The sequence below is a fragment of the Serratia sp. CY40230 genome (genome assembly GCF_052168835.1).
Classification (GTDB): Bacteria; Pseudomonadota; Gammaproteobacteria; order Enterobacterales; family Enterobacteriaceae; genus Serratia; species Serratia nematodiphila.
The window spans coordinates 515,381-539,920 of sequence record NZ_JBJNLX010000005.1; the positions used below are offsets into that span (position 1 = coordinate 515,381).

27 protein-coding genes are annotated in these 24,540 nt (G+C 58.4%); 11 read left to right on the plus strand and 16 right to left on the minus strand.

The genetic code is table 11. The annotated features are described in order from the left end of the window. Positions 1 to 235: 235 nt before the first annotated feature. The 13 genes from ACJ8IJ_RS19875 to yceD form a co-directional block, all read right to left on the minus strand. Complete coding sequence (locus ACJ8IJ_RS19875) at positions 236 to 1,012, minus strand: metal-dependent hydrolase (RefSeq protein WP_442518476.1); 777 nt, start codon at positions 1,010 to 1,012, stop codon at positions 236 to 238. 19 nt (positions 1,013 to 1,031) lie between these two features. Beyond that, positions 1,032 to 2,039, minus strand: a complete 1,008-nt coding sequence (gene holB, locus ACJ8IJ_RS19880) for a DNA polymerase III subunit delta' (protein ID WP_265261617.1) — start codon at positions 2,037 to 2,039, stop codon at positions 1,032 to 1,034. Further along, entirely contained in the window at positions 2,039 to 2,677 is a 639-nt protein-coding gene (gene tmk, locus ACJ8IJ_RS19885) for a dTMP kinase (RefSeq protein ID WP_171403403.1), read from the minus strand. Before tmk ends, holB begins: the two co-directional genes overlap by 1 nt. After that, the gene (gene mltG / locus ACJ8IJ_RS19890; protein ID WP_265261618.1) at positions 2,667 to 3,692 is read right to left on the minus strand and encodes an endolytic transglycosylase MltG; all 1,026 of its coding nucleotides are present in this window, start codon (positions 3,690 to 3,692) and stop codon (positions 2,667 to 2,669) included. Before mltG ends, tmk begins: the two co-directional genes overlap by 11 nt. Before the next feature lie 13 nt (positions 3,693 to 3,705). Next, the gene (pabC, locus tag ACJ8IJ_RS19895) at positions 3,706 to 4,503 is read right to left on the minus strand and encodes an aminodeoxychorismate lyase (RefSeq protein WP_442518477.1); all 798 of its coding nucleotides are present in this window, start codon (positions 4,501 to 4,503) and stop codon (positions 3,706 to 3,708) included. Positions 4,504 to 4,647: 144 nt separating this feature from the next. Continuing rightward, on the minus strand, positions 4,648 to 5,889 hold the full coding sequence (fabF, locus tag ACJ8IJ_RS19900; protein ID WP_004928734.1) for a beta-ketoacyl-ACP synthase II: 1,242 nt from the start codon (positions 5,887 to 5,889) through the stop codon (positions 4,648 to 4,650). 82 nt (positions 5,890 to 5,971) lie between these two features. Beyond that, positions 5,972 to 6,208: an acyl carrier protein gene (gene acpP / locus ACJ8IJ_RS19905; RefSeq protein WP_004719003.1), complete on the minus strand. Its 237-nt coding sequence runs from the start codon at positions 6,206 to 6,208 to the stop codon at positions 5,972 to 5,974. Between the two features lie 154 nt (positions 6,209 to 6,362). Beyond that, a complete protein-coding gene (fabG, locus tag ACJ8IJ_RS19910) occupies positions 6,363 to 7,097 on the minus strand; it encodes a 3-oxoacyl-ACP reductase FabG (protein WP_004928729.1) in 735 nt (244 codons plus the stop codon). A gap of 11 nt (positions 7,098 to 7,108) precedes the next feature. Continuing rightward, complete coding sequence (fabD, locus tag ACJ8IJ_RS19915) at positions 7,109 to 8,038, minus strand: ACP S-malonyltransferase (RefSeq protein ID WP_015377451.1); 930 nt, start codon at positions 8,036 to 8,038, stop codon at positions 7,109 to 7,111. An 18-nt stretch (positions 8,039 to 8,056) separates the two neighbouring features. Beyond that, complete coding sequence (locus ACJ8IJ_RS19920; RefSeq protein ID WP_004928723.1) at positions 8,057 to 9,010, minus strand: beta-ketoacyl-ACP synthase III; 954 nt, start codon at positions 9,008 to 9,010, stop codon at positions 8,057 to 8,059. 6 nt (positions 9,011 to 9,016) lie between these two features. Next, positions 9,017 to 10,051: a phosphate acyltransferase PlsX gene (gene plsX, locus ACJ8IJ_RS19925; RefSeq protein WP_004928717.1), complete on the minus strand. Its 1,035-nt coding sequence runs from the start codon at positions 10,049 to 10,051 to the stop codon at positions 9,017 to 9,019. A gap of 11 nt (positions 10,052 to 10,062) precedes the next feature. Next, positions 10,063 to 10,230 (minus strand): 50S ribosomal protein L32, encoded by a 168-nt coding sequence (gene rpmF / locus ACJ8IJ_RS19930; protein ID WP_004927778.1) that lies wholly within the window; start codon positions 10,228 to 10,230, stop codon positions 10,063 to 10,065. 16 nt (positions 10,231 to 10,246) lie between these two features. Continuing rightward, positions 10,247 to 10,768, minus strand: coding sequence for a 23S rRNA accumulation protein YceD (gene yceD / locus ACJ8IJ_RS19935; RefSeq protein ID WP_004927780.1), 522 nt, complete (start codon positions 10,766 to 10,768; stop codon positions 10,247 to 10,249). A gap of 141 nt (positions 10,769 to 10,909) precedes the next feature. Between yceD and ACJ8IJ_RS19940 the strand changes: the two genes are divergently transcribed. Continuing rightward, the gene (locus ACJ8IJ_RS19940) at positions 10,910 to 11,491 is read left to right on the plus strand and encodes a Maf family protein (protein WP_442518478.1); all 582 of its coding nucleotides are present in this window, start codon (positions 10,910 to 10,912) and stop codon (positions 11,489 to 11,491) included. Positions 11,492 to 11,497: 6 nt separating this feature from the next. Here ACJ8IJ_RS19940 and rluC read toward each other — a convergent pair whose 3' ends face one another. Then, the gene (gene rluC / locus ACJ8IJ_RS19945; RefSeq protein ID WP_004927787.1) at positions 11,498 to 12,457 is read right to left on the minus strand and encodes a 23S rRNA pseudouridine(955/2504/2580) synthase RluC; all 960 of its coding nucleotides are present in this window, start codon (positions 12,455 to 12,457) and stop codon (positions 11,498 to 11,500) included. A gap of 552 nt (positions 12,458 to 13,009) precedes the next feature. Here rluC and rne point away from each other — a divergent pair. After that, positions 13,010 to 16,402, plus strand: a complete 3,393-nt coding sequence (rne, locus tag ACJ8IJ_RS19950; RefSeq protein ID WP_442518479.1) for a ribonuclease E — start codon at positions 13,010 to 13,012, stop codon at positions 16,400 to 16,402. A 60-nt stretch (positions 16,403 to 16,462) separates the two neighbouring features. Here rne and ACJ8IJ_RS19955 read toward each other — a convergent pair whose 3' ends face one another. Then, positions 16,463 to 16,750, minus strand: a complete 288-nt coding sequence (locus ACJ8IJ_RS19955; RefSeq protein WP_004927799.1) for a putative quinol monooxygenase — start codon at positions 16,748 to 16,750, stop codon at positions 16,463 to 16,465. A gap of 213 nt (positions 16,751 to 16,963) precedes the next feature. On the opposite strand from ACJ8IJ_RS19955, the gene pyrC reads away from it, so the two are divergent. The 8 genes from pyrC to ACJ8IJ_RS19995 all read left to right on the plus strand — a co-directional run bounded on the left by pyrC (position 16,964) and on the right by ACJ8IJ_RS19995 (position 22,535). After that, positions 16,964 to 18,010: a dihydroorotase gene (gene pyrC / locus ACJ8IJ_RS19960; protein ID WP_004927803.1), complete on the plus strand. Its 1,047-nt coding sequence runs from the start codon at positions 16,964 to 16,966 to the stop codon at positions 18,008 to 18,010. A 75-nt stretch (positions 18,011 to 18,085) separates the two neighbouring features. Beyond that, complete coding sequence (dinI, locus tag ACJ8IJ_RS19965; protein WP_015377444.1) at positions 18,086 to 18,325, plus strand: DNA damage-inducible protein I; 240 nt, start codon at positions 18,086 to 18,088, stop codon at positions 18,323 to 18,325. A 130-nt stretch (positions 18,326 to 18,455) separates the two neighbouring features. Continuing rightward, positions 18,456 to 18,734 carry a hypothetical protein gene (locus ACJ8IJ_RS19970; protein WP_004927809.1) on the plus strand — a complete coding sequence of 93 codons (279 nt, stop codon included), beginning with the start codon at positions 18,456 to 18,458 and terminating at the stop codon, positions 18,732 to 18,734. Positions 18,735 to 18,935: 201 nt separating this feature from the next. Next, positions 18,936 to 19,190: a biofilm formation regulator BssS gene (gene bssS, locus ACJ8IJ_RS19975; RefSeq protein WP_004927812.1), complete on the plus strand. Its 255-nt coding sequence runs from the start codon at positions 18,936 to 18,938 to the stop codon at positions 19,188 to 19,190. A gap of 139 nt (positions 19,191 to 19,329) precedes the next feature. Next, positions 19,330 to 20,445, plus strand: a complete 1,116-nt coding sequence (solA, locus tag ACJ8IJ_RS19980; protein WP_085058616.1) for an N-methyl-L-tryptophan oxidase — start codon at positions 19,330 to 19,332, stop codon at positions 20,443 to 20,445. A 216-nt stretch (positions 20,446 to 20,661) separates the two neighbouring features. Continuing rightward, complete coding sequence (locus tag ACJ8IJ_RS19985; protein ID WP_049189150.1) at positions 20,662 to 21,288, plus strand: LuxR C-terminal-related transcriptional regulator; 627 nt, start codon at positions 20,662 to 20,664, stop codon at positions 21,286 to 21,288. Positions 21,289 to 21,410: 122 nt separating this feature from the next. Further along, entirely contained in the window at positions 21,411 to 21,527 is a 117-nt protein-coding gene (locus tag ACJ8IJ_RS19990) for a DUF2770 family protein (protein ID WP_004927822.1), read from the plus strand. A gap of 3 nt (positions 21,528 to 21,530) precedes the next feature. Continuing rightward, positions 21,531 to 22,535, plus strand: a complete 1,005-nt coding sequence (locus ACJ8IJ_RS19995) for a zinc-dependent alcohol dehydrogenase family protein (RefSeq protein WP_131164367.1) — start codon at positions 21,531 to 21,533, stop codon at positions 22,533 to 22,535. Here the strand turns inward: ACJ8IJ_RS19995 and ACJ8IJ_RS20000 are convergent. Further along, complete coding sequence (locus ACJ8IJ_RS20000) at positions 22,483 to 23,541, minus strand: AI-2E family transporter (RefSeq protein WP_021504908.1); 1,059 nt, start codon at positions 23,539 to 23,541, stop codon at positions 22,483 to 22,485. The genes ACJ8IJ_RS19995 and ACJ8IJ_RS20000 overlap by 53 nt on opposite strands. Before the next feature lie 442 nt (positions 23,542 to 23,983). On the opposite strand from ACJ8IJ_RS20000, the gene ACJ8IJ_RS20005 reads away from it, so the two are divergent. After that, positions 23,984 to 24,538, plus strand: a complete 555-nt coding sequence (locus ACJ8IJ_RS20005) for a cytochrome b (RefSeq protein ID WP_004927830.1) — start codon at positions 23,984 to 23,986, stop codon at positions 24,536 to 24,538. Positions 24,539 to 24,540: the final 2 nt, after the last annotated feature.

Genomic DNA, 24,540 nt, shown 5'->3' on the forward strand with positions numbered 1-24,540 from the left:
TGAATTTATTACGCAGAGTAAAATAAATAGCCTGCGCAATGTTTGATGACAATCACGTTTCGATGATCGAGCCGCGGCAACTTTGCATAAACCGGCGTTTTTTTGGCAAAAGAGAGCAAAAAACGCGCACCAACCACCTTGAAACGGGAGGGAACCTTACCCGTTTCAGTGATTAATTACGAGCTTAAAAAAAATTACGCAGACAATGACCTACCGCTATAGCCTAGGCCAAAGATCACAGTTCGAGGTGAAATAAGCGTGAAAAGTTGGCGGTGGTCGCTTCGGCCAGCTGTTCCAGGCTGACGCCCTTCAATACCGCCATGTATTCAGCCACATCACGCACATAGGCGGGTTGGTTTTCTTTGCCGCGATGCGGCACCGGCGCCAGATAAGGCGAGTCGGTTTCCACCAGCATGCGATCCAGCGGCACGTAGCGTGCCACTTCGCGCAGCTGTTCGGCATTGCGGAAGGTGACGATGCCGGAGAAGGAGATGTAGAAGCCCAGATCCAGCAAGGCTTCGGCCGTGGCCAGATCTTCGGTGAAGCAGTGCAGCACGCCGCCGCAGTCCTGTGCATTCTCTTCACGCAGGATCGCCAGCGTGTCCGCGCGCGCGTCGCGGGTGTGGACGATCACCGGCTTGTTCAGATCCCGGCCGATGCGGATATGCTCGCGGAAAGAGTCCTGCTGCAGCTCAAGGTTATCCTTCTGGTAGAAGTAATCGAGCCCGGTCTCCCCCAGCGCCACCACCTGCTCCGCCGCCGCCAGGCGGCGCAGCTCGGCGTAATCATAGCCTTCTTCCAGGTTGAGCGGATGCACCCCGCAGGAGAAGGCCACATCGTCGCGCTGGCCGATCAGTTCGGTCATGGAGCGGTAGCCCGGCAGCGTGGTGGCGACCGCCAGCACATAGCCGACGTCGCGAGCTTTGGCCTTGGCCAGTGCATCGTCCACATTCTGGTGCAGCGTTTGATAATCCAGGCCGTCAAGGTGGCAATGAGAATCGACTAACAACATAATTTTTAACTCTTTAACTTTACAGCGAGTGAGGGTGGGAATAGCCGGCGGCGCCAAGCATCTGTTCCCAGCGAAGTAACTGTTCGGTCAGCAGCAGCTCGCGGTTGACGCCCACCACGCTGAGCAACTGATGGCGGCAGCTCAGCCACTGTTGCACGATCTGTTGCAGCGAGGCGCTGCTCAACAGGCTGGCCAGCTGATGCACCAGCGGTTGCTGATCCTGATTCAATACATAGTGATGCGCGCCTTGCTGCCACTTCATGGCGTCCACCAGCAGCGCGCACAGCCAGTGCAGGCGCTCGGCGACGTCTTCATGGCTCAGCACCGGCAACATCGACAGCATATCGCGCTGCGGCAGCGCGGCGCTCAACGCGGCGCACAGCGCGCTGCGCTGCTGCCACTGCTGCGGCTGCAACAGCTGTTCGGCGGCCAGCGGCGCGCCGTCGTGCAGGCGCAGCGCCGTGAGGCGGTCCGTCTGAGAGCCGGCCGCCTGCCGGCTCAGCCACTGCAGGCTGAGTTGTTCATCCGGGCTGGCCAAATGCCAGTACAGGCAGCGGCTGCGCAGCGTCGCCATCAGCCGCGACGGCTCACGGCAACCCAGCAGGAAATAGGTTTTCTCCGGCGGCTCTTCCAGCGTTTTAAGCAGCGCGTTGGCCGCCGCCTCGGTCAGCTGTTCCGCCTGCGGCAGCCAAATCACCTTGGCGCCGCCCTGCTGCGCGTGGGCATACAGCGTTTCAATCACCTGGCGGATCGGTTCGATGCCCAGGCTGCTCTTGCCCTTTTCCGGCGCCAGCACGTGATAATCCGGGTGGTTGCCCGCCAGCATCAGCCGACAGCTGTGACACTCGCCGCAGCTTTTTTCGCCGTTGCGCTGCTGACAGATCAACCAACGGCTCAGGCCGTAGGCCAGCGCATCGTCACCGTTGCCCGCCGCCGCGTGCAGCAGCAGCGCATGATGGCCGCGGCCCTCGGCGTACTGCCCAATCAGCTGGCGATAAGGGCCATTCAGCCACGGATACCAGTTCATTATGCGCCTTCCTGCTGCCGCAGCCAGTGGCCGACGCAGTCGCGGATCGCCGCCGTCACCTGCTCCAGCGGCTGGGCAGCGTCAACGGTGACGATGGTTTCATCCTGCGCCACCAGCTCGAGATAGCGCGCGCGGGTGCGTTCGAAGAACGGCAGCGCCTCCTGTTCAATGCGATCCAGCTGGCCGCGTGCCTGTGCGCGTTGCAGGCCGACCAGAGGCGGCAGATCGAGATAAACCGTCAGATCCGGGCGGAAATCCCCCAGCACGATGTCGCGCAGCGAGGCCATCAGTTGCGGATCTACGCCACGGCCGCCGCCCTGGTAAGCCTGTGAAGAGAGATCGTGACGGTCGCCCACCACCCAGGCGCCGCGCGCCAGAGCCGGTTTAATCACGGTTTCCACCAGCTGCACGCGCGCGGCGTACAGCATCAATACTTCGGCCTTGATGGTCGGCAATTCGCCGTCGATGCCGCGCTTGAACAGATCGCGCAGTTTCTCCGCCAGCGGCGTGCCGCCGGGTTCACGGGTGAAGACGATATCGCTGACGCCGTGTTCACGCAGTACATTGACCACCGTATCGCGCGCGGTGGTTTTACCCGCGCCTTCCAGCCCTTCGATAACAACGAATTTACTTTTCATTCTTTTCCTTTAACGCCTGACGGTACACGCGCACCGCCTGGTTATGGCTCGCCAGATTGGTGGTGAAGGTATGCCCACCCTTGCCGTCGGCGACAAAATAGAGATAAGGCGTTTTGGCCGGATTGGCGGCCGCCTGCAGCGAGGCCTCACCCGGCATGGCGATCGGCGTTGGCGGCAGGCCGGCGATCACATAGGTGTTATAAGGCGTCGGCGTCTCCAGATCCTTGCGCGTGATGTTGCCATTATAGCTTTCGCCCATGCCGTAGATCACCGTCGGATCGGTCTGCAGACGCATGCCGATGCGCAAGCGGTTGACGAACACCGACGCCACCTTGCTGCGCTCTTCCGGGACCGCGGTCTCTTTCTCGACGATCGAAGCCATAGTCAGCAGCTCCTCCGGCGTTTTGTACGGCAGGCTGGTGTCGCGGCCGGCCCAGGCGGCCTGCAGCGCTTTGTTCATGCGCACGTGCGCGCGTTTGAGCAACGCGATGTCGCTCATGCCGGCGGTATACTGATAGGTATCCGGGTACAAATGTCCTTCCGGGGTTTCTCCCGCAGGAATGCCGAGCGCAGCGGCGATCTCCGCTTCGCTCTTGCCCGCCAGGGTGTGTTTCAGGTATTTGGACTGTTGCAACACCTGCTGCCAGTCACGCAGGCGTGAGCCTTCGATAAAGCGTGCGGTGAACTGTGCCTCTTTGCCGCTGGCCAACAGTTTCAGCATCTGACGCACCGTCATGCCCGGCGTGAACCGGTAGGTACCGGCTTTAAATTCCGCCAGCTCCGGCTCCAGTTTCAGCAGCCACTGGAACCAGCGGCCGTTGCGCACCAATTTGTCGCGCACCAGTAACCCTTCGAGCGCTACCCGGCCAGTGCCGGCCGGCAGTTTGAAGATGGTTTCTTGCTGGATAGCCAGTGGCGTATCGGCAAAGCGTTCGATCTTCTGGTAGCCCCAAAACAGCAGCGCCAATGCCAGAACAACAATAACAGACAGGACCTTCAGCTTTCTTTTCTTCATCAATTAGCCATGGTTAACAGTGTGGACGCAAAAAATCATACAGCTGACGCGAAGCATAACGCCATGATTGCGCAGCGTTTACCGGCAGCAACGGCATCAGTGCATTGCTCACCAGGACTTCGTCGGCATCGGCCAGCGTCTCCAGCGGTTCACTGACGCAATGCAGACGGTATTCCGAGCCCGCCAGCAGCGCGATCACTCGCCGCCGCATCAGGCCCGCGACGCCCGCCTGGCTCAGATCCGGGGTAAATACCGCTTTTCCCTTACGCCAGAACAAATTAGCCGCACAGCATTCCACCAGCATACCGGCAGTGTCAAGCACCAGCGCCTCGTCGGCGCCCGTCTGGTCAAGATGCGCGCGGATCAGCACCTGCTCCAGGCGGTTCAAATGCTTCAACCCCGCCAGCAGCGGATTGCGCGCCAGCGCCACCGGGCTGAGCGCAAGCGTAATGCCCTGCTCGCGCCACTGCAAATAGTGCGTAGGGTAGCTGCTGCGGGCAACAATGCGCGTCGGGTTCTCGCACCCGGTCGGGCTGTAACCCCGCCCGCCGCTGCCGCGCGTCAGTATCGCTTTGACCACGCCGAGCGGAATTGATTCGGCCGCCAGCGCCATCTCGCGCTCGAAAGCCGCCCAATCGGTGGCGGGCAGCATCAGCCTCTGCGCCGCTTGCTGCAGCCGCTCCAGATGCCAGGACAAAAGCTCGATTTTACCGTCGATAACCCGGGCAGTCGTAAAACAGCCATCGCCGAACTGCAGGCCGCGATCGCTCGGCGCCAGCGCGTCGTGGCGTTGTCCGTTAATCCAGTACATGCTTCCTCCTGTTGCCGGGTTATTTCATTACGCTCGCAGAATAGCAGGCGGCGAGGCAATACGCAGCCCTGCTGACGGCCGGACGCCAGGCGTAAAAAAGCCCGGTTAAAAAACCGGGCTTTCATCAGCGTTCGACAGCGCGAGTTACACTCGGCGGAAGATCAGCGAGCCGTTGGTGCCGCCGAAGCCGAAGGAGTTACACAGGGTGTACTCCATATCGCTGACCTGGCGCGCTTCGTGAGGCACGAAGTCCAGATCGCAACCTTCATCCGGGTTATCCAGGTTGATGGTTGGCGGTACCGCCTGATCGCGCAGCGCCAGCACGGTGAAGATGGACTCGATCGCGCCTGCCGCACCCAACAGGTGGCCGGTCATCGATTTGGTCGAGCTCACCAGCACGCGCTCTGCATCGGCGCCGAACACGGATTTCACCGCCTGCGCTTCCGCCTGGTCGCCCGCCGGCGTAGAAGTGCCGTGCGCATTGATGTAACCGATTTGTGACGGGGTCACACCGGCGTCAAGCAGGGCATTTTCCATCGCCAGCGCAGCGCCTGCGCCGTTTTCCGGTGGCGAAGTCATGTGATAAGCATCGCTGCTCATCCCAAAGCCAACCACTTCGGCGTAGATTTTCGCGCCGCGTTTTTTCGCATGTTCGTACTCTTCCAGCACCATCATGCCGGCGCCGTCGCCCAGCACGAAGCCGTCGCGGTCTTTATCCCACGGACGGCTCGCCGCCTGCGGGTTGTCATTACGGGTGGACAGGGCGCGCGCTGCGCCAAAGCCGCCGACGCCCAATGGGGTGCTGGCTTTCTCTGCCCCACCGGCCAGCATCACGTCCGCATCATTGTAGGCAATGATACGCGCCGCATGGCCGATATTGTGCACACCTGAAGTACAGGCGGTGGCGATGGAAATGCTTGGGCCACGCATGCCGTACATGATTGTCAGGTGGCCTGCAATCATATTCACGATGGTGGATGGCACGAAGAACGGACTGATTTTCCGTGGGCCACCGTTAACCAGTGAACTGTGGTTTTCTTCAATCAAACCCAGGCCGCCGATGCCGGAACCGATCGCGGCTCCAATGCGGGTGGCGTTAGCCTCGGTGATGTCCAGACCTGCATCCTGCATGGCTTGCATGCCGGCAGCGATACCGTACTGGATAAAGGCGTCCATCTTGCGCGCATCTTTGCGAGAGATGAAATCCTCAGAATTAAAATTCTTTACCAGGCCAGCAAACTTGGTCGCATAGGCAGTGGTATCGAAATGGTCGATCAGGCTGATGCCACTCTGACCGGCAAGAAGAGCGTTCCACGTGGACTCTACCGTATTGCCGACAGGAGACAACATGCCCAGTCCGGTCACAACTACTCGACGCTTAGACACGTTTGTCCTCCAGGGAGGGAAAAATATGACACTAGGGATAGAAAAAACTTAGGCGGTCGAACGACCGCCTAGATATGTTCTCTTACTGCTGGCTAGCGTTGATGAAATCAATAGCTGCCTGAACAGTAGTGATCTTCTCAGCTTCTTCGTCTGGAATCTCGGTGTCGAATTCTTCTTCCAGTGCCATTACCAGCTCAACGGTGTCAAGAGAATCAGCGCCCAGATCTTCAACGAAAGAAGCGTTGTTCAAAACTTCTTCCTGTTTAACACCCAGTTGCTCAACAATGATTTTCTTAACGCGTTCTTCGATAGTGCTCATACTCTTAAATTTCCTATCAAAACTCGCTTTCGCGATGGTTTTCGTAGTGTATAAAATGCTGAAAAAGATGCAACTAAATCCCGGCTGGTCAAACCACGATTTTACGCTATTTTGCGGTTTTTGCCTCAAATAACGCAAATGGTTTTCGCATTTTTTAAATCATGTACATGCCGCCATTGACATGTAACGTTTCACCGGTGATATAGCCGGCCTCATCAGAGGCCAAAAATGCAACAGCGCTGGCGATTTCTTTAGCATCGCCCAGCCGGTTGGCTGGAACTGATGACAAAATGCCTGCGCGTTGATCATCTGTCAACGCCCGTGTCATGTCCGTCTCAATAAAGCCAGGTGCCACGACGTTGACCGTAATGCCACGAGAAGCAACTTCACGTGCCAAAGATTTGCTAAAACCAATCAGACCGGCTTTAGCCGCCGCGTAGTTCGCCTGCCCTGCGTTCCCCATGGTACCGACAACGGAACCGATGGTGATGATACGGCCAAACCGCTTTTTCATCATAGCGCGCATTACCGCTTTTGACAGGCGGAATACGGAAGTCAGGTTGGTGTCGAGGATATCCTCCCACTCATCATCCTTCATACGCATCAGCAGGTTATCACGCGTGATGCCGGCATTATTCACTAAAATGTCGATTTCGCCAAATTCGGCACGAATCGATGCCAGCACGCTGTCGATAGATTGCGCATCAACAACGTTCAACATAAACCCTTTGCCGTTTGCGCCCAGGTAGCCGCTGATCGCTTCAGCGCCGCTCTCGCTGGTCGCGGTGCCGATCACTTTGGCGCCGCGTGCTACAAACGTTTCTGCAATGGCTCGGCCAATACCGCGGCTCGCGCCGGTGACCAGAACGATTTTACCTTCGAAGCTCATCATTTTCCTCTTTATTGTTCAAGCGCCGCCGACAGGCTGGCGGTGTCGTTCACCGCCGCAGCCGTCAGGGTGTCAACAATACGTTTAGTCAGACCAGTCAGCACTTTGCCCGGCCCCACTTCCAGCAGCGACGTCACTCCCTGTGCTGCGATAAATTCTACGCTCTCGGTCCAACGCACCGGGCTGTAAAGCTGACGCACCAGCGCACTGCGGATCGCTTCAGGATCGTTTTCGGTGCGTACGTCGACGTTGTTCACCACCGGCACCTGTGGCGCGTTGAAGGTGATGTCTTGCAGCGCCACGGCCAGCTTGTCGGCGGCCGGCTTCATCAGCGCGCAGTGCGAAGGCACGCTCACCGGCAGCGGCAGCGCACGTTTGGCGCCGGCGGCTTTGCAGGCGGCGCCCGCACGTTCAACCGCTTCTTTGTTGCCGGCGATGACCACCTGGCCCGGCGAGTTGAAGTTGACCGGAGAAACCACCTGCCCCTGCGCGGACTCTTCACACGCCTTGGCGATCGCGTCGTTGTCCAGACCGATGATGGCGTACATCGCGCCGGTGCCTTCTGGCACCGCTTCCTGCATCAGCTTACCGCGCAGCTCGACCAGACGGATCGCCGCCTTGAAGTCCAGCACGCCGGCGCAGACCAGCGCCGAGTACTCGCCCAGGCTGTGGCCAGCCATCAGCGCAGGCGCTTTACCGCCCTGCTGCTGCCACACGCGGAAAATCGCCACCGAAGCGGCCAACAGAGCCGGTTGGGTCTGCCAGGTTTTGTTCAGTTCTTCCGCCGGACCTTGCTGCACCAGCTGCCACAGGTCGTAACCCAGGGCGGAAGAAGCCTCGCCGAAGGTTTCTTCGACGATCGGGAACTGTGCGGCCAACTCGGCCAGCATGCCAACGGTCTGCGACCCTTGGCCCGGGAAAACAAAAGCAAATTGCGTCATTTTTTCTTCCTGTCCAAATCAGAAACGAACCAGCGCCGAGCCCCAGGTAAAGCCGCCGCCGAAGGCTTCCAACAGCACCAGTTGACCACGCTGAATTCGCCCGTCGCGCACGGCTTCGTCCAGTGCGGAAGGCACCGAGGCGGCAGAGGTGTTGCCGTGACGATCGAGCGTCACCACCACTTTGTCCATCCCCATGCCCAGTTTTTTCGCCGTTGCGCTGATGATGCGCAGATTGGCCTGGTGCGGCACCAGCCAATCCAGCTCGCTGCGGTCCATGTTGTTGGCCTGCAGCGTCTCGTCGACGATGCGCGCCAGCTCGGTGACCGCAACCTTGAAGACTTCGTTGCCCGCCATGGTGACATAGGCCGGCTTGTCTTGATTCTGGCGATCCTTATATGGCAGCGTCAGCAGGTTGCCGTAGCTGCCGTCGGCATGCAGATGAGTAGACAGAATGCCCGGCTCTTCAGACGCCCCCAGCACCACCGCCCCTGCGCCATCACCAAACAGGATGATGGTGCCGCGATCTTCAGGATCCAGCGTGCGTGACAACAGATCTGCGCCGATCACCAACGCATGTTTGACCGCGCCGTTTTTCACGTACTGATCGGCCACGCTGAGCGCGTAAGTAAAGCCGGCGCAGGCCGCAGCCAGATCGAACGCCGCGCAGTCTTTGATACCCAGCATGTCTTGCACCAGGCACGCCGCGCTCGGGAACGCGTGCGTATTCGTGGTGGTCGCCACCACGATCAGCCCGATGTCTTCTTTAGCCACACCTGCCATTTCCAGCGCTTTTTCAGCGGCCTGGAAGCTCATCGTCGCAACGGTTTCATCCGCGGCGGCGATGCGACGTTCGCGGATACCGGTACGCGTGACGATCCACTCGTCAGAGGTATCCACCATTTTTTCCAAATCAGCATTGGTGCGCACTTGTACGGGCAAATAACTCCCCGTACCGAGAATCTTTGTATACATGTACGATCAGTCACTCTTAGGTAATACAGCCTCAAGGCGCGCAGCAATCCTTTCCGGGACTTGCCGCTGCACCGCCTGCACAGCCTGTTCGATTGCGACTGCAAACGCGTGAGGGTTCGCAGCGCCGTGGCTCTTGACTACGGTGCTGCGCAATCCTAACAGACATGCGCCATTATACTGGTCGGGGTTCAGGTGGCCGAACCGCTTAACCACCCGTTTTTGCAACCAACGGCCCAACAATTTCAGCCACCACGCTCGCTTGTTTCCGTCGCCGGACGATTTCAGCAGCGATAAGAACACCCTGACCACCCCTTCCATGGTTTTCAGGGTGACGTTGCCCACGAAGCCATCACAAACCAACACGTCGGTCTTGCCGGTGAGCAGTTCGTTTCCTTCCAGGTAACCAATATAGTTGATTGCCGGAGTATTTTTTAGCACAGCGGCCGCTTCGCGGATATTATCCAGGCCTTTGGTCTCTTCTTCGCCAATATTCAGCAGCGCCACCCGCGGTTGCGCAATGCCGATCACCTCTTCCGCCATCACCGCACCCATCACGGCAAACTGCACCAGCATGGTGCTGTCGCACTCAACGTTGGCGCCCAGATCCAGCACCACGGTTTTGCTGCGTTGCTGGTTCGGGATCGCCGTCATCAGCGCCGGGCGCTCGATGCCTTCCAGCGGCTTGACCAACAGCTTCGCCAATCCCATCAGCGCACCGGTATTGCCGGCGCTGACGCACCCCTGCGCGTTGCCGCTGCTGAGCTGTTCGAGCGCAATGCGCATCGACGTACCGCGGCTGGCGCGTATCGCTTGTGAAGGTTTGGCGTCGCCGGCGATCACGGACTCGGCGGGCACGACTTGCAGACGCTCCAGAAGAACCGGATCGGCGTGGGCAAGCAAGGGAGAGATGACGTCGGGATTGCCGACCAGCAGGAGATGAAGCTGTAAATTAGAGGCCAGTGCCTGCAACGAAGCAGGCACTGTGACGCAGGGACCGAAGTCCCCGCCCATTGCATCTAACGCCAGGGTTAGACGAGTCAAGGTATCGCTACTTAGCCGATAACCTTGCGACCGCGGTAGAAACCGTCGGCAGTGATGTGGTGACGACGGTGAGTTTCACCGGATACTTTGTCTACAGACAGAGTAGTCGTGGTCAGAGCATCGTGAGAACGACGCATGCCACGCTTGGAACGGGTTGGTTTATTCTGTTGTACGGCCATGGACCTTACTCCTCAATTACTTACGCTTTAAACTGGCTAATACGGCAAACGGATTCGGTTTCTCCGCCTCAGGAGGCAGTTGGCCAAATACCATGTCCGCTTCGGACACTTCACAGTGTTCAGATTCATGTACCGGAACGACAGGCAGTGAAAGAATAATTTCGTCTTCAATCATTGCCAACAGATCGACTTCGCCAAACTCGTCAACTTCGATCGGTTCGTACGCTTCCGGTAATGCCTCAGCCTGCTCATCATTGACGACCGGGCTAAAACAATATGTTGTGTGAACCTGATGTTCGAACGGGACTCCACAGCGTTGGCACATCAACGTTACCGTGACGTCCGCATGCCCTGTTATCACCGCGAGGCGTTGATTGTCGATATTGAACGACAACGACACCTCGACATCACTGTCCACACTGACCACGGAGTCGGCAACACGAGTAACCTGCTCAGGCGCATAGACACCAGCATAGTCCAGGCGTTTCTGAGCGGTACGTACCGCATCAATGGTCAAGGGTAATTTTACCTTTTGCATAGGGCGCGCATATTAACTTTGTAACGACATAGAGTCAAAGAAAAAGGCCGTAAAACGGCTCCTTTCACCAATATTCGCTTCCACAGCGGCCGACAGTTTAAAATGCCGTACCCATTTACGCTACGGTTTGCGAAAAAAATTATGCAGAGATTGCTTTTAGCCTCCACCTCCCCCTATCGAAAAATGCTGCTGGAGAAGCTGCAGCTGCCGTTCGACTGCGCCGCGCCGGAGGTGGATGAAACCCCCTTGCCCGGCGAAAGCGCCGAAGCGCTGGTGCTGCGCCTGGCGGCGGCGAAGGCTCAGGCGTTGGCCCTCGCCTATCCCGAGCATCTGATCATCGGCTCCGATCAGATCTGCGTGATCGATGGCAACATCACCGGCAAGCCCCATACCGAGGAAAACGCCCGCGCGCAGCTGCGGCAGGCCAGCGGCCAGGCCGTGACTTTCTATACCGGCCTGGCGCTGTACAACGGCCGCAGCAAGCAGCTGCAAGCCTTGTGCGAGCCGTTTCACGTGCATTTTCGCGCGCTAAGCGAAGCGGAGATAGCCGCCTATGTGCGTCTGGAGCAACCGCTGAACTGCGCAGGCAGTTTCAAGAGCGAGGGATTGGGGATCGCGCTGTTCGACAGGCTGGAAGGCCGGGATCCGAACGCCCTGATCGGCCTGCCGTTGATCGCGCTGTTGGACATGTTGCGGGCTGAAGGCATCAACCCGCTGGTGTGACGCAGATTACTTGGCCGCCTGCCGGCGCAGCACCTGCAGGCAGTGACGCAGTTCTTCGTCCATCGGCGCTTCGATGCGCATCGTTTCACCGGTGGCCGGATGCTCAAAGCGCAGCGCCGCAGCGTGCAGGAACAGACGCTTCAGGCCGGTGCCCGCCAGTTGACGATCGAACTCGCGGTCGCCATAACGATCGTCAAAGGCGATCGGGTGCCCGGCATGCAGAGTGTGCACGCGGATCTGGTGAGTACGCCCGGTGATCGGGCTGGCCTTCACCAGGGTGGCGAATTCGTAACGCTCTTCTACCTTGAAGCGGGTTTCCGAAGGCTTGCCTTCGCTGTTGACGCGCACGATACGTTCGCCGCTTTGCAGAATATTTTTCAGCAGCGGCGCCTGTACGGCCTTGCAGTGCGATTGCCACTGGCCGCGCACCAGCGCCAGATAATCCTTCTGCATGCCCTTCAGCCGCAGTTGCTCATGCAGCGAACGCAGCGCGGAACGCTTCTTGGCCACCAACAGCACGCCGGAGGTATCGCGATCCAAACGGTGCACCAGCTCGAGGAAGCGGGCTTCCGGGCGCAGCGCCCGCAGCCCTTCAATCACGCCGAAGCTCAGGCCGCTGCCGCCGTGCACCGCGGTGCCGGAAGGCTTGTTGAGGATCAGCAGGTGGTCATCTTCATACAGAATGCAGTCGGCCAGCGCCGCCACCTTATCCAGCTTGGCCGACACCGGCGCCTCTTCGCGCTCGGCCACGCGCACCGGCGGCACGCGCACCACGTCGCCGGCCGCCAATTTGTATTCGACCTTGATGCGCCCCTTATTAACCCGCACCTCACCTTTGCGCACGATGCGATAAATCATGCTCTTCGGCACGCCTTTCAGGCGAGCGAGCAGAAAGTTGTCGATTCTCTGACCGGCTTCGTCGTCGGAAATCGTGATGAATTGTACTGCTGGATTGTTCGTTTTCATGGTGCGGGATTCTAAATAGAGCGCGTGAATAGCGCCACATCTTTTTCTGTGCTTAACTGTCTCTCTGACGGCGGGCGAAACCCCAGCGGACAATAAGGCAGCAAGCCGATTTGAACGTTTGCGATTTCTTCCGCAGTTAAGGAAAAGTCACCTTGCTATAACGGCATCAGCAGTGGAATAATGCAGTCACTTTCCGCGTTGATTCTCGTTAAACAGGGAAAACGGTGGAATTATAAAATTTGTCTGATCGCGCAAAAACGCAGCAATGGCGTAAGACGTAATGCGAAATCAAACAATTAGCGGGCTGCGGGTTGCAGCTTGGCCGGCAAATGGAATCAGATCTGTCGACGTAAATCAGAGGCTATTCCCCTAGTAAAAGTGCTGTCTTTCACAAAGAAAAGCAGGCTTACCGAGATAATGCGCCCCTATGCAGGCGACAACCGTGAGGTTGACGACTTTGCGAGAAGACACGGGGCTTTCGGTTTAACTCCGGCCATGAGGTTATTTTGCCCGCAGCTTTGTCGATAATGTAAAAATAACGAGTAAGTTAAGATGAAAAGAATGTTGATTAACGCAACTCAGCAGGAAGAGTTGCGTGTTGCCCTCGTAGATGGACAGCGGCTGTATGATTTGGATATCGAAAGTCCGGGTCATGAGCAGAAAAAAGCGAATATTTACAAAGGCAAAATCACCCGCATTGAACCAAGTCTTGAAGCAGCGTTCGTGGATTACGGCGCAGAACGACATGGTTTCCTCCCCCTTAAAGAAATCGCCCGCGAATACTTCCCTAGCAATTACTCTTCCCATGGCCGCCCGAACATCAAAGATGTGCTGCGCGAAGGCCAGGAAGTCATTGTTCAGGTAGACAAAGAAGAACGTGGCAACAAAGGCGCCGCCTTGACCACCTTCATCAGCCTGGCGGGCAGCTATCTGGTGTTGATGCCGAACAACCCGCGCGCCGGCGGTATTTCTCGCCGCATCGAGGGTGACGATCGCACCGAGCTGAAAGAAGCGCTCTCCTCGCTGCAGCTGCCGGACGGCATGGGCCTGATCGTTCGCACCGCGGGCGTAGGCAAATCCGCCGACGCGCTGCAGTGGGATCTTTCCTTCCGTCTGAAGCACTGGGAAGCGATTAAAAAAGCCGCCGAAGGCCGCCCTGCGCCGTTCCTGATCCACCAGGAAAGCAACGTTATCGTGCGCGCCTTCCGCGACTACCTGCGCCCGGACATCGGCGAAATCCTGATCGACAACCCGAAAATTCTCGATCTGGCCAAAGAGCACATCGCTGCGCTGGGTCGCCCGGATTTCAGCAGCAAAATCAAACTGTACAGCGGTGAAATCCCCCTGTTCAGCCACTACCAGATCGAATCGCAGATCGAATCCGCCTTCCAGCGCGAAGTGCGCCTGCCGTCCGGCGGCTCGATCGTCATCGACAGCACCGAAGCGCTGACCGCCATCGACATCAACTCCGCGCGCGCAACCCGCGGCGGCGACATCGAAGAAACGGCGTTCAACACCAACCTGGAAGCGGCGGACGAAATCGCTCGCCAGCTGCGCCTGCGCGACCTCGGCGGCCTGATCGTCATCGACTTCATCGACATGACGCCGGTACGCCACCAGCGCGAAGTGGAAAACCGCCTGCGTGACGCCGTGCGCCAAGACCGCGCGCGCATCCAAATCGGCCGCATCTCCCGCTTCGGCCTGCTGGAAATGTCGCGTCAGCGCCTCAGCCCGTCGCTGGGCGAGTCCAGCCACCACGTGTGCCCACGCTGTAACGGCACCGGCACCATTCGCGACAACGAATCGCTGGCGCTGTCCATTCTGCGCCTGATCGAAGAAGAAGCGCTCAAGGAAAACACCAAAGAAGTTCACGCTATCGTGCCGGTTCAGGTCGCTTCGTACCTGCTGAACGAAAAGCGCGAATCCGTCAGCGCGATCGAAAAACGCCAGGGCGGCGTGAAAGCCGTCATCGTGCCGAACGATCAGATGCAAACTCCACACTACTCTGTGCTGCGCGTGCGCAAGGGCGAAGAGACTTCCACCCTCAGCTACCTGCTGCCGAAGCTGCACGAAGAAGACATGGAGCGCCCGCTGGAAGATGCGCCGATGGAACGCAAGCGTCCGGAGCAACCGGCCCTGGCTTCCTTCTCGCTGTCCGCCGATGCGCCGCCGCCGGCTGAAGAGCCCGTCGCCGTGGCCAAACCTGTCGCTGCCGCCGCCAAGGCGAAAGCCGCAGCGCCGGTCGCCGCCAAGCCGGGCTTCCTGGGCCGCCTGTTCGGTGGTCTGAAGAGCCTGTTCGCCGGTGAAGAACAACCTGCCGTCGAAGAAGCCAAACCGGCCGAAACGCCGAAAGCGGAAGGCAACGGTGAAAACCGTCGTCAGGATCGTCGCGGTCAGCGCCGCCAAGGCACCGGCCGTAAAGAGCGCGGTGAGCGTGGCGATCGTCCGGAACGCGGCGAGCGTAAAGAGCGCGGTGAAGGCCGTGACAATCGCGAGCGCGACAACCGTGAACCGCGTGAGAACCGTGAAGGCCGTGAATCGCGTGAATCCCGCGATGAGCAGCGCCGTAACCGCCGCAACCAGCAGCAGAACGCGCCGGTAGCGGAGGAAACCGCAACGGAAGAAAGCGCTAAAGCGCCGCGCGAAGATCAGCAGCAGCGTCGTGAGCAGCGTGCTGAACGCCAGCGTCGCCGTCAGGAAGAGAAACGTCAGGCTCAGCAGGAAGTGAAAGCGCTGGAAAGCGTTGAAGCGGTCGAGAGCACCGACGAAGAGCAGGAAGAACGCCAGCAGCAGAACATGCAGCGCCGTCAGCGCCGCCCACTGTCGCAGAAAGTGCGTATCCTGTCTGCCGAAGAAGAGCTGCAGCGTGCAGCGGAAGAGCTGTTGGCGCCGAAAGCGCCGGTAGCGAAAGCCGAAGACGTGCAGCCGACCGCCGACGACAGCGTCAAGCTGCTGCCGGAAACCGTTGCCGCACAGCCGGAAGACGATGCCCAGGGTGAAAACCGCGGCAACGGCGAAGGCATGCCGCGCCGTTCCCGTCGTTCACCGCGTCACCTGCGCGTCAGCGGCCAGCGCCGCCGTCGTTACCGCGATGAGCGTTACCCGCTGCAATCTCCAATGCCGCTGGCGGGTGCCTTCGCTTCGCCGGAAATGGCATCGGGCAAAGTCTGGGTAAGCTACCCGGTCGCTCAGGTTGAAGAAGCCGAAGTGCAGACCGAAGCCGTAGAGCAGGCACCGGTTGTCGCCGCAGCGGTTGAACAACACAACGTTGCCGTGGAAGAAACCCAGACCGCGGCCAGCGTCAACGAACCGGCACCAGAAGCCGCCGTTGAAACTGCCGCCGTCACCGTCACGGAAGAAGCTGCAGCCGTAGCGCCTGTCGTTGCTATCCCGGCCGAGGAAACCCCGGCGCCGGCGGAAGTCGCGGTTGAAGAGCCGAAAGTGGAAGAGACTGCCCCGGCAGTGGAAGCCGAGCCGGTAGTTGAAACCGTTGCTGCAGAGCCTGTAGTTGAAGCTAAGTCGGTGGAGGACGAGCCTGTGGTCGAAACTGCGCCGGTAGAAGCCACGCCAGCGGAAGAAACGCCAGTGGTAGAAGCTGCACCTGCGGCAGCAGCCGTGGAAGCCACGCCAGCGGAAGAAACGCCAGTGGTAGAAGCTGCACCTGCGGCAGCAGCCCTGGAAGCCGCTCCGGTGGAAACAGCCCCTGCGCCAGTGGTTGCTCAACAGCCGGTGCCGGTGAAAGCCGTGCAGAACGTGCTGTACAAACACATCGCCACTGCGCCGATGACCAAAGCGCCGGCACCAGCCTATGTGCCGGAAGAACGCAAGCACAGCGACTGGCAGCGCCCTTCCTTCAACTTCGAAGGCAAAGGCTCCGCAGGCGGTCATTCGGCGGTAAGCCAGGCGACCGCGCCGGCCACCAAGCCGCAGCCGGTTAACGAATAAGTTAATCTGCAACCCTAAAAAAACCCGCCATCGGCGGGTTTTTTCTTGCCTGTAAAATACTCAGGCGATCTTCTTCAGTTTTTTGATGTCCAGAACATCCAACTTGCCGTCAAGCCGGCTGACAAACTGCTGAAAATGCGCCGTCTCATTATGCTTATCCAGCGCTTCGCTGCTGGCCCAACGCTCAAAGAACACGAAAACACCCGGCTTTTCCAGGTCGCGATGCAAATCATATTGCAGGTTGCCCAACTCCTGGCGGCTCGGCTCAAGTATGTCGTGCACCGCTTCGCTGACGGCGGCCTCAAATCCCGCTTTTGCTTGCAGGGTGGCAATAACGCGTACTTCCATTGTTTTCTCCCTTTCCACTTGATGGCAGTCGACCCTAATCATGTCGGCATCGTTGAAATCCCTGCCACTATGCGCCTGCTGGCCCATTGATTTCAACTTGTCGGCAACAAACAGATGCATCTGCGGCACTTTCCGCTTATCCTTACACCCCGGCGTGAATAAACCCATTATTCGCTTTTCATTAGACGTATTTGACCGCCGGAGCCTAGCTAGATGACCGCACAACCTCAAGTTCTGAAAATCCGCCGCCCAGACGACTGGCATATCCACCTGCGTGACGATGAAATGCTGAAAACGGTGGTGCCCTATACCAGTCAGGTATTTGGCCGGGCGATCGTGATGCCGAACCTGGTTCCGCCCGTAACGACCGTGGCCGCCGCGCGCGCCTACCGCGATCGCATTCTGGCGGCGGTCCCGCAGGGGCACAACTTCACTCCGCTGATGACCTGCTACCTGACCAACTCCCTGGCGGCCAGTGAACTGGTCAACGGCTTCGAGCAAGGGGTGTTTACTGCCGCCAAGCTGTATCCGGCTAACGCCACCACCAACTCCAGCCACGGCGTGAGCGACGTGACCGGTATTTACCCGCTGTTCGAACAGATGCAAAAAATCGGCATGCCTTTGCTGATCCACGGCGAAGTGACCGATCCCGCCGTCGATATCTTCGACCGCGAGGCGCGCTTTATCGAACAGGTGATGGAACCGATTCGTCAGCATTTCCCTGAGCTGAAGATCGTCTTCGAGCACATCACCACCAAGGAAGCGGCGCAATATGTGCAGGCAGGCAATCGTTTCCTCGGCGCCACCATCACGCCGCAGCACCTGATGTTCAACCGCAACCACATGCTGGTCGGTGGCATTCGCCCTCACCTGTTCTGCTTGCCGATCCTCAAGCGCAATGTCCACCAGGAGGCGCTGCGTCAGGCGGTGGCCAGCGGCTCGGACCGCTTCTTCCTTGGCACCGACTCCGCGCCGCACCTCAAGCACCGTAAAGAGTCCAGCTGTGGCTGCGCCGGTTGCTTCAACGCGCCGAATGCCATCCCGGCTTACGCCGCCGTGTTCGAACAACTCGGCGCGTTGGAACACTTTGAAGCCTTCTGTTCGCTCAACGGCCCGCGCTTCTATGGCCTGCCGCTCAACGAAGACTTCATCGAACTGCAGCGCGTGCCAACCACCCAGCCGGAAGAGATCGCTCTCGGCAATGAATCCGTGATCCCCTTCCTGGCGGGTGAAACCCTGAACTGGTCGCTGAAAGACTGATATTTTTGCTTCGCCCTCTTGCCCCCGCACTCGGTTAACTGTATAAATAAACAGTAAATCGCTTCGGGGGCAATTATGCGTGTTGAAGTCACTATAGATAAAACCCGGCCGCTGCCGGCGGGCGCCATTGAGGCGCTGACCGGAGAACTGGGCAAGCGGGTCAACCGCCAGTTTCCAGACGCCGTCGTGCACGTACGTTATGCCGGCGCCAACGGGCTCTCCGTGCTGGGGGGCGCCAAAACCGACCGGGATCTGATCGAGGAAATCCTTCAGGAAACCTGGGAAAGCGCAGACGAATGGTTTAGCGCAGAATAACACTGCAATGCTGTTTTTGCCGGGGGTCGCTCTCCGGCTTTTTTGTTTCTGGCGCCCTGCCCATTCATCGCTTACCCTTACTCTGGAACAAAATCCGCCTCAGCGCTGTATTTAACGCAAAGGAGTAAGCATGGCCCCGGACAAGGTGAAATCCGAAGACGCAATGACGTTTGGCGAACTGCTGGCGCTGATAGCCGATCAGAAAAGGCGCTTGAACGTACTGGAAGTGGCTTTCTCTTATCTGGCCTTCAGCCTGGATGACAAAGCCAACCAACGGCTGATCCACAGCCTGAAGCTGGAATCGCACAGCCAGAATCGCGATGCCGAAACGCAAAAGCATTTCGCCCATTTGGCCGAAGAGCTGGAAAAATGTCTGCATGGCGCATCGCCGCCTGCCGACGCGGAATAACGCCCTGCGCTCTGCTCATCCACTGCTGCACATACAAATTTGTAGAATAATTGTTCAAATAAATATTTATTTTGCAAATTTCGGTGACAACCCTCTCCACCGATGAAAGCGGATGCGTATACTGTAATTGCTCTCATGATGATGAGCCGCATTGATCCTCGTTAGTCACTCACGGTAGTTACTACTCAATAAGGGGTCTTTATGGACAGAAATGATGAAGTAATTCAGACGCACCCGCTTGTCGGTTGGGATATCAGTACTGTCGACGTTTACGACGCCATGATGATACGCCTTCATTACCTGTCTTCACTAGACCAAACGCCCGAAGAAGCCCAAGTAGACCGAACGCTTTGGCTGACTACAGATGTCGCCCGTCAATTAATCAATATTTTAGAGGCCGGCATCGCCAAGATTGAAGCTACGGATTACCAGGATCTTGATCGCAGAAAACATTGATTCATCGTCCCCTAACCCTAAGGCGCCGTGACCGTTCCCGGCGCCTTTTTCTTTGCCTTTCACCGTTCAATCAGTGCATTGCGCTCGCCAACCTTTTATCATGGGGCGATAAGCAATTGCTATCAGAGAGGGTGGGCACGTGGAATATGATTTGATCGTGGTGGGCAGCGGTTCAGTCGGCGCGGCGGCAGGGTATTACGCTACCCGGGCCGGCTTGAAAGCGCTGATGATCGACAGCGCCATTCCTCCACATCGCAACGGCAGCCATCACGGCGATACCCGCATCATTCGTCACGCTTACGGCGAAGGTGAAAAGTACGTGCCGCTGGTGCTGCGCGCACAGGCGCTGTGGAATGCGCTGATTCAACAATCCGGTGAAGAACTGTTCCAGTCGTGCGGCGTGCTCAACCTGGGGCCGCAGCACTCCGAATTCATTCGCAATGCTCAGCAGAGCGCGCAAAAGTTTCGCCTGAACGCGCAAACCCTCAGCGCCGAACAGATCGCTCAACGCTGGCCGGAATTCCGCGCGCCGGAAGGTTACGTCGGCGTCTTCGAGCCGGACGCCGGCTTCCTGCGCTCCGAACTGGCGGTTGCCAGCCTGATCAAACTGGCGAAAGAGGCCGGCTGCAGCCAGCTTTTCAACTGCCCGGTCAGCGCGGTGAACCCCATTGATGGCGGCGTTGAGATCGTCACCGGCGAAGGGCGTTTCACGGCGCGAAAAGCGGTGGTCACCGCAGGCACCTGGGTGAAAGCGCTGTTGCCGCAGCTGCCTATCGCGCCATTGCGCAAGGTATTCTCCTGGCATCAGGCGGACGGCCGCTACAGCGTGAACAATCGCTTCCCGGCCTTTACCGTCGAAGCGCAGGACGGCACGCACTATTACGGCTTCCCGGCGGATAACGATGGCCTGAAAGTGGGCAAACACGACGGCGGCCAGCCGATGGATGCCCCCGAACAGCGCAAACCCTTCGGCAGCTACGCCAGCGACGGCACGGAAGTTTTCTCCTTCCTGCGGCAATTTTTGCCGGGTGTAGGCGTATGTTTACACGGCGAAGCCTGCAGTTATGATATGAGCCCCGACGAAGATTTTATTATCGATACCCTGCCGGATTGCGATCGCCTGATGGTCATCAGCGGATTGAGCGGCCACGGCTTCAAGTTCGCCAGCGCACTGGGCGAGATCGCCGCGCTGTTCGCGCAGGACAAAGCGCCGCCGGTTGACCTCTCCAGCTTTGGTCTGAAGCGATTCAGCTAAGCGAAGGATTTCGCTGTCCACGTTCCCGTCGCGCCCTGGACAGCGAAATCTGCTGGTTACAATTTATTAACCTGCTAACTCTTTTAAATACCAAGTAAAAACTCTGATGACGGAAATTTCTTGCATTCAGCATTTGAATTTCCGAATTGAACACTTGCAGTGTAAGTCCTATTTTACAGAAGATATGCTCCATCGGCTTTCAACAAGGACGTCACCATGAAACTACTTGTCGTGGACGAATGCTGCTTCACCCGGGTCGGTATAGCCAGCTACTTTGCTGATAGTGGGATCACGACGATCAAGTGCTGCCACAGCATTGAATACGCTACATCGCTGTTGGCCAGCTTTCAGCCGAGCCACATTCTGGTGAACCTCAGCAACCAATGCCGCTATAACGAAGCGGACGCACAGCTGCAGGCATTTATGGAAGCCAGCCAGTCCGCCTTGCTGTTTATCTATCTCGATACACCTTATCCTTACAGCGAAGCGCCAATGCGCATTGCCGATAATGCCTTTCTGTTCAATAAAAGCATTCTGCCGCTCACCTTACGCACGCTGCGCGAAAATCCGCTGGCGCTGGCCGATGACGGCGAAGAGCGTTCCCTGTTCAGCCCGCAAGAACTGACGGTAATGAAATATTGGATGGCGGAAATGCCCAACTACCGCATCGCGAAAAAGCTGCAGATCAGCTCGCATACGGTGTACGTGCACAAGCGTCACATCACGGAGAAGATCAACGCGCGCAACCGGCTGGAGTTCTACTCGCTGTATAACGTGCTGCGCTATTTCTACCCACCGAGCACGCCAACCAATTCGACGCCGCTGGCGCTGCTGGCGGTATAACATCAAGCCTGCGATAACGCAGGCTTTTTTATCGCCGCTCTTCCAGCACTCACGCGCGGTGCGCTGTAAAAGACGCCGAGAAAAGGACTATAATCAAGGGTCCTTCTCTTCAGGCGGCTGAAATGTTAAACCGAATACTGGCGGCTATCGTCAACAACGTGCGTGAGCACCTGGTGCTTTACCTTTGTCTGTGGCTGGTGCTGCTGGCGTTGGATGTCTATTTCTTCTTCGTCATGTAAGCCATGCCACCGTTATTTCCCCGATTGAGCTTCAGCCGCTTCGGCGATCCCACCCAGGTGCTGGAATTGCAGCAGATGAGCAGACCGCTGCTGCGCCCCGGACAGCGGTTATTGCAGATGCGCTATGCCCCGATCAACCCTTCCGATCTGATCCCGATCCACGGCCAATACGCGCACCGCACCGCCCTGCCGCAGGTGCCGGGATATGAAGGCGTAGGCATCATCGTCAATCCGCAGAATGGGCATTCAACGGGCCGACGCGCGCTGGCGGTAGCGGGTAACGGCAGTTGGCAAACCTTCGTCACGCTGCCTGAGGATCGGGTGATCTGGGTGCCGGACGACATTGACGACGCTGGCGCAGCGCAAATCTATATCAACCCGCTCACCTGCTGGGTGCTGTTGACGCAATGGCTGCCGCTCAACGCCGGCGACGTACTGCTGCTCAACGGCGGCGGCTCCGCTGTCAGCCTGCTGCTGGCGCAGCTGACGGCGCTGCGCGGTATTCGTCTGGCGGTCGTGGTGCGCAACGCCGCTCATCGTCAGGCTTTACTGGCCGCCGGCGCCTGGCGCGTTATCGAAGCGCCGCAGCTGGTGGAAATGACGAATTTTGGCGCCCGTGCGGCCATCGACTGCATCGGTGGAGAAGACGGATTGCAATTGGCGCGGGCGGTGCGCTCCGGCGGCGATTTTGTGGCGCTGGGCCTGCTGAGCGGCCACCAGGTAGACTGGCGGCGCGTGGTGGACGAGTTAAAGCTGCGCGCTTCGCTGTTCCACCTGCGCAAATGGAACGCACAGGCGGCGCCGGCGCAATGGCAGATGGCGTTTTATCAGTTGTTCCAGCTGCTGCGGCGCGGCCAGTTGGCGCTGCGCCCACCCGCCGCGATTTATCCTTTGCATCAGTACGCAGCGGCGCTGCAGCATGCCGCACAACCCGGCGTGAGCGGCAAAATCTTCCTCACTCCGGCGCCGCCGGAGGCTGGCGCGGCGGGCGACCGTCCCCCAGAATAACCGCCAGACGATAGCCGCCCTCGGTGGTCTCCAGCGCGATGCGCGCCACGATCGTCAGCGGCACCGACAACAACATGCCCACCGGGCCGAGCAGCCAGCCCCAGAAGATCAGCGACAGGAACACCACCAGCGTCGACAGCCCCAGCCCGCGCCCCATCACACGCGGTTCGAGGATATTGCCGATCACCATGTTGACAGCGATAAAGCCGCCCGCCACCACCAGCGCATCCCCCAATCCGTTGAACAGCAGCGCCTGAATCAGCGGCGGAATGGCGGCCAACACCGAGCCGATATTGGGAATATAGTTGAGCAGAAACGCCAGCAGCCCCCAGATAAAGGCAAAACGCACGCCGACCGCCGCCAGGAAGATCCAGACGATCACCCCGGTGGCCAGGCTGATGATGGTTTTAATCACCAGATAGCGCGTCACGCCGTCCAGCGCCCGCCGCATCGCGGCGAGCCCCTCGTTCGGCTTATCCAGCGCCTGCTGCAGCTTGTAAGGCAGCAGCTGCACTTCGAACAGCATAAACACCACGGTCATCAGTAGCAGGAAGACGTTGGTCATGGCGCCAGACAGGTGCCCCAGCATGCGGGTGACCAGATTCATCGCCGCGCTGGGATCGACATACTGCAGCATCGCTTCGCTGGAGAGGCTGATATTGAAGCGATCGGCGTAATGCTGCAGCTCGCGCAGCTTCTCGATCATCATGCCGCGGTACTGCGGCAGCGAGCGGGCGAACTCATTGAGCGAAGCGCCCAACATGCCGATAAACAGCATCACGACCACGATCACCGCCGTCAGCAGCAGCGTCACCCCGACGATACGCGGCACCCGCTTGCGTTCCAGCATCGCCACCAGCGGGTTCAACACCATGGCGAGAAATACCGCCAGCAAAAACGGCACCACGATGTCGGCGGCGGCTTTCACCCCGGCCAGAATGATCACCAACATCGCCAGCAGGACGGCCAGACGCAGGCTGCTGTCGGTCACGCGGGTTCGGCCCATGACGTTTCCTTGTTATTTCACTGGGTTAACCGGCCTCATGGGGCCGTCTCTTGGCGCTAATGGTAGCAAAATCCGCCGCTGCACCGCAGAGGATTTAGCGAAACCGTTCGACAACGTTAATCTTTCCGCCCTGCTCTGCGCCGCAAAAAATAGGCATAACCTTTGCCAACAAATAATCTCACCGGGCAACTCACGCGAGGTTTACGTAAAATGACAAAAGCTGACATTAATAGATAATAAGCCTAATTTTCAACAACTAGCACAATCACCGCGCGAGAGAAACAATATCATCTTCAACGATTTATCTGAAGGTTCACGAACATCTCAAACAAATTCACTGACTAATATTTCTAAGAAGTAACATAGTTAAATTTATTATTGATTTTATGTTTCCTAAAGTTTAATTATTGCAGCCAGCCAATCGGTAATCGAAGGAAACAGGATGCTCTGGAAAAATACCGCCGATCGTTTCGGCCATGTGTCAGTGTTGATCCACTGGCTGGTGGCGTTGACGGTGTACGGCATGTTCGCGCTCGGCCTGTGGATGGTCACGCTGGGCTATTACGACGTCTGGTATCACCAGGCGCCGGAGATCCACAAAAGCATCGGCACGCTGCTGTTCATCGTGATGGTGATCCGCGTGATCTGGCGCTTTGTCTCACCGCCGCCCAAACCTCTGGCCAGCTATGGCCGCCTCACTCGCGTCAGCGCCATCCTCGCGCATCTGGCGCTGTACGCCGTGCTGTTCGGCATTCTGATCAGCGGCTATCTGATCTCGACCGCCGACGGTCAACCGATCAGCGTCTTCGGCTGGTTCGACGTGCCCGCCACCGTGACCGGCATGGCGGAACAGGCCGATACCGCCGGCGCCATACACCTTTACCTGGCCTGGGCCGTGGTAGTGCTCTCGGTACTGCACGGGCTGGCCGCGCTTAAACATCACTTTATCGATCGTGATGTCACTTTGAAACGGATGCTGGGTAGCAGCGCCGATTAACC

Excerpts from the sequence above, each read along its gene's own strand:
- ACJ8IJ_RS19875 (WP_442518476.1), bottom strand. The coding sequence starts at position 1,012 with ATGTTGTTAGTCGATTCTCATTGCCACCTTGACGGCCTGGATTATCAA.
- holB (WP_265261617.1), bottom strand. The coding sequence starts at position 2,039 with ATGAACTGGTATCCGTGGCTGAATGGCCCTTATCGCCAGCTGATTGGG.
- tmk (WP_171403403.1), bottom strand. The coding sequence starts at position 2,677 with ATGAAAAGTAAATTCGTTGTTATCGAAGGGCTGGAAGGCGCGGGTAAA.
- mltG (WP_265261618.1), bottom strand. The coding sequence starts at position 3,692 with ATGAAGAAAAGAAAGCTGAAGGTCCTGTCTGTTATTGTTGTTCTGGCA.
- pabC (WP_442518477.1), bottom strand. The coding sequence starts at position 4,503 with ATGTACTGGATTAACGGACAACGCCACGACGCGCTGGCGCCGAGCGAT.
- acpP (WP_004719003.1), bottom strand. The coding sequence starts at position 6,208 with ATGAGCACTATCGAAGAACGCGTTAAGAAAATCATTGTTGAGCAACTG.
- fabG (WP_004928729.1), bottom strand. The coding sequence starts at position 7,097 with ATGAGCTTCGAAGGTAAAATCGTTCTGGTCACCGGCGCGAGCCGCGGT.
- fabD (WP_015377451.1), bottom strand. The coding sequence starts at position 8,038 with ATGACGCAATTTGCTTTTGTTTTCCCGGGCCAAGGGTCGCAGACCGTT.
- ACJ8IJ_RS19920 (WP_004928723.1), bottom strand. The coding sequence starts at position 9,010 with ATGTATACAAAGATTCTCGGTACGGGGAGTTATTTGCCCGTACAAGTG.
- rpmF (WP_004927778.1), bottom strand. The coding sequence starts at position 10,230 with ATGGCCGTACAACAGAATAAACCAACCCGTTCCAAGCGTGGCATGCGT.
- yceD (WP_004927780.1), bottom strand. The coding sequence starts at position 10,768 with ATGCAAAAGGTAAAATTACCCTTGACCATTGATGCGGTACGTACCGCT.
- ACJ8IJ_RS19940 (WP_442518478.1), top strand. The coding sequence starts at position 10,910 with ATGCAGAGATTGCTTTTAGCCTCCACCTCCCCCTATCGAAAAATGCTG.
- rluC (WP_004927787.1), bottom strand. The coding sequence starts at position 12,457 with ATGAAAACGAACAATCCAGCAGTACAATTCATCACGATTTCCGACGAC.
- rne (WP_442518479.1), top strand. The coding sequence starts at position 13,010 with ATGAAAAGAATGTTGATTAACGCAACTCAGCAGGAAGAGTTGCGTGTT.
- ACJ8IJ_RS19955 (WP_004927799.1), bottom strand. The coding sequence starts at position 16,750 with ATGGAAGTACGCGTTATTGCCACCCTGCAAGCAAAAGCGGGATTTGAG.
- pyrC (WP_004927803.1), top strand. The coding sequence starts at position 16,964 with ATGACCGCACAACCTCAAGTTCTGAAAATCCGCCGCCCAGACGACTGG.
- dinI (WP_015377444.1), top strand. The coding sequence starts at position 18,086 with ATGCGTGTTGAAGTCACTATAGATAAAACCCGGCCGCTGCCGGCGGGC.
- ACJ8IJ_RS19970 (WP_004927809.1), top strand. The coding sequence starts at position 18,456 with ATGGCCCCGGACAAGGTGAAATCCGAAGACGCAATGACGTTTGGCGAA.
- bssS (WP_004927812.1), top strand. The coding sequence starts at position 18,936 with ATGGACAGAAATGATGAAGTAATTCAGACGCACCCGCTTGTCGGTTGG.
- ACJ8IJ_RS19985 (WP_049189150.1), top strand. The coding sequence starts at position 20,662 with ATGAAACTACTTGTCGTGGACGAATGCTGCTTCACCCGGGTCGGTATA.
- ACJ8IJ_RS19990 (WP_004927822.1), top strand. The coding sequence starts at position 21,411 with ATGTTAAACCGAATACTGGCGGCTATCGTCAACAACGTGCGTGAGCAC.
- ACJ8IJ_RS19995 (WP_131164367.1), top strand. The coding sequence starts at position 21,531 with ATGCCACCGTTATTTCCCCGATTGAGCTTCAGCCGCTTCGGCGATCCC.
- ACJ8IJ_RS20000 (WP_021504908.1), bottom strand. The coding sequence starts at position 23,541 with ATGGGCCGAACCCGCGTGACCGACAGCAGCCTGCGTCTGGCCGTCCTG.
- ACJ8IJ_RS20005 (WP_004927830.1), top strand. The coding sequence starts at position 23,984 with ATGCTCTGGAAAAATACCGCCGATCGTTTCGGCCATGTGTCAGTGTTG.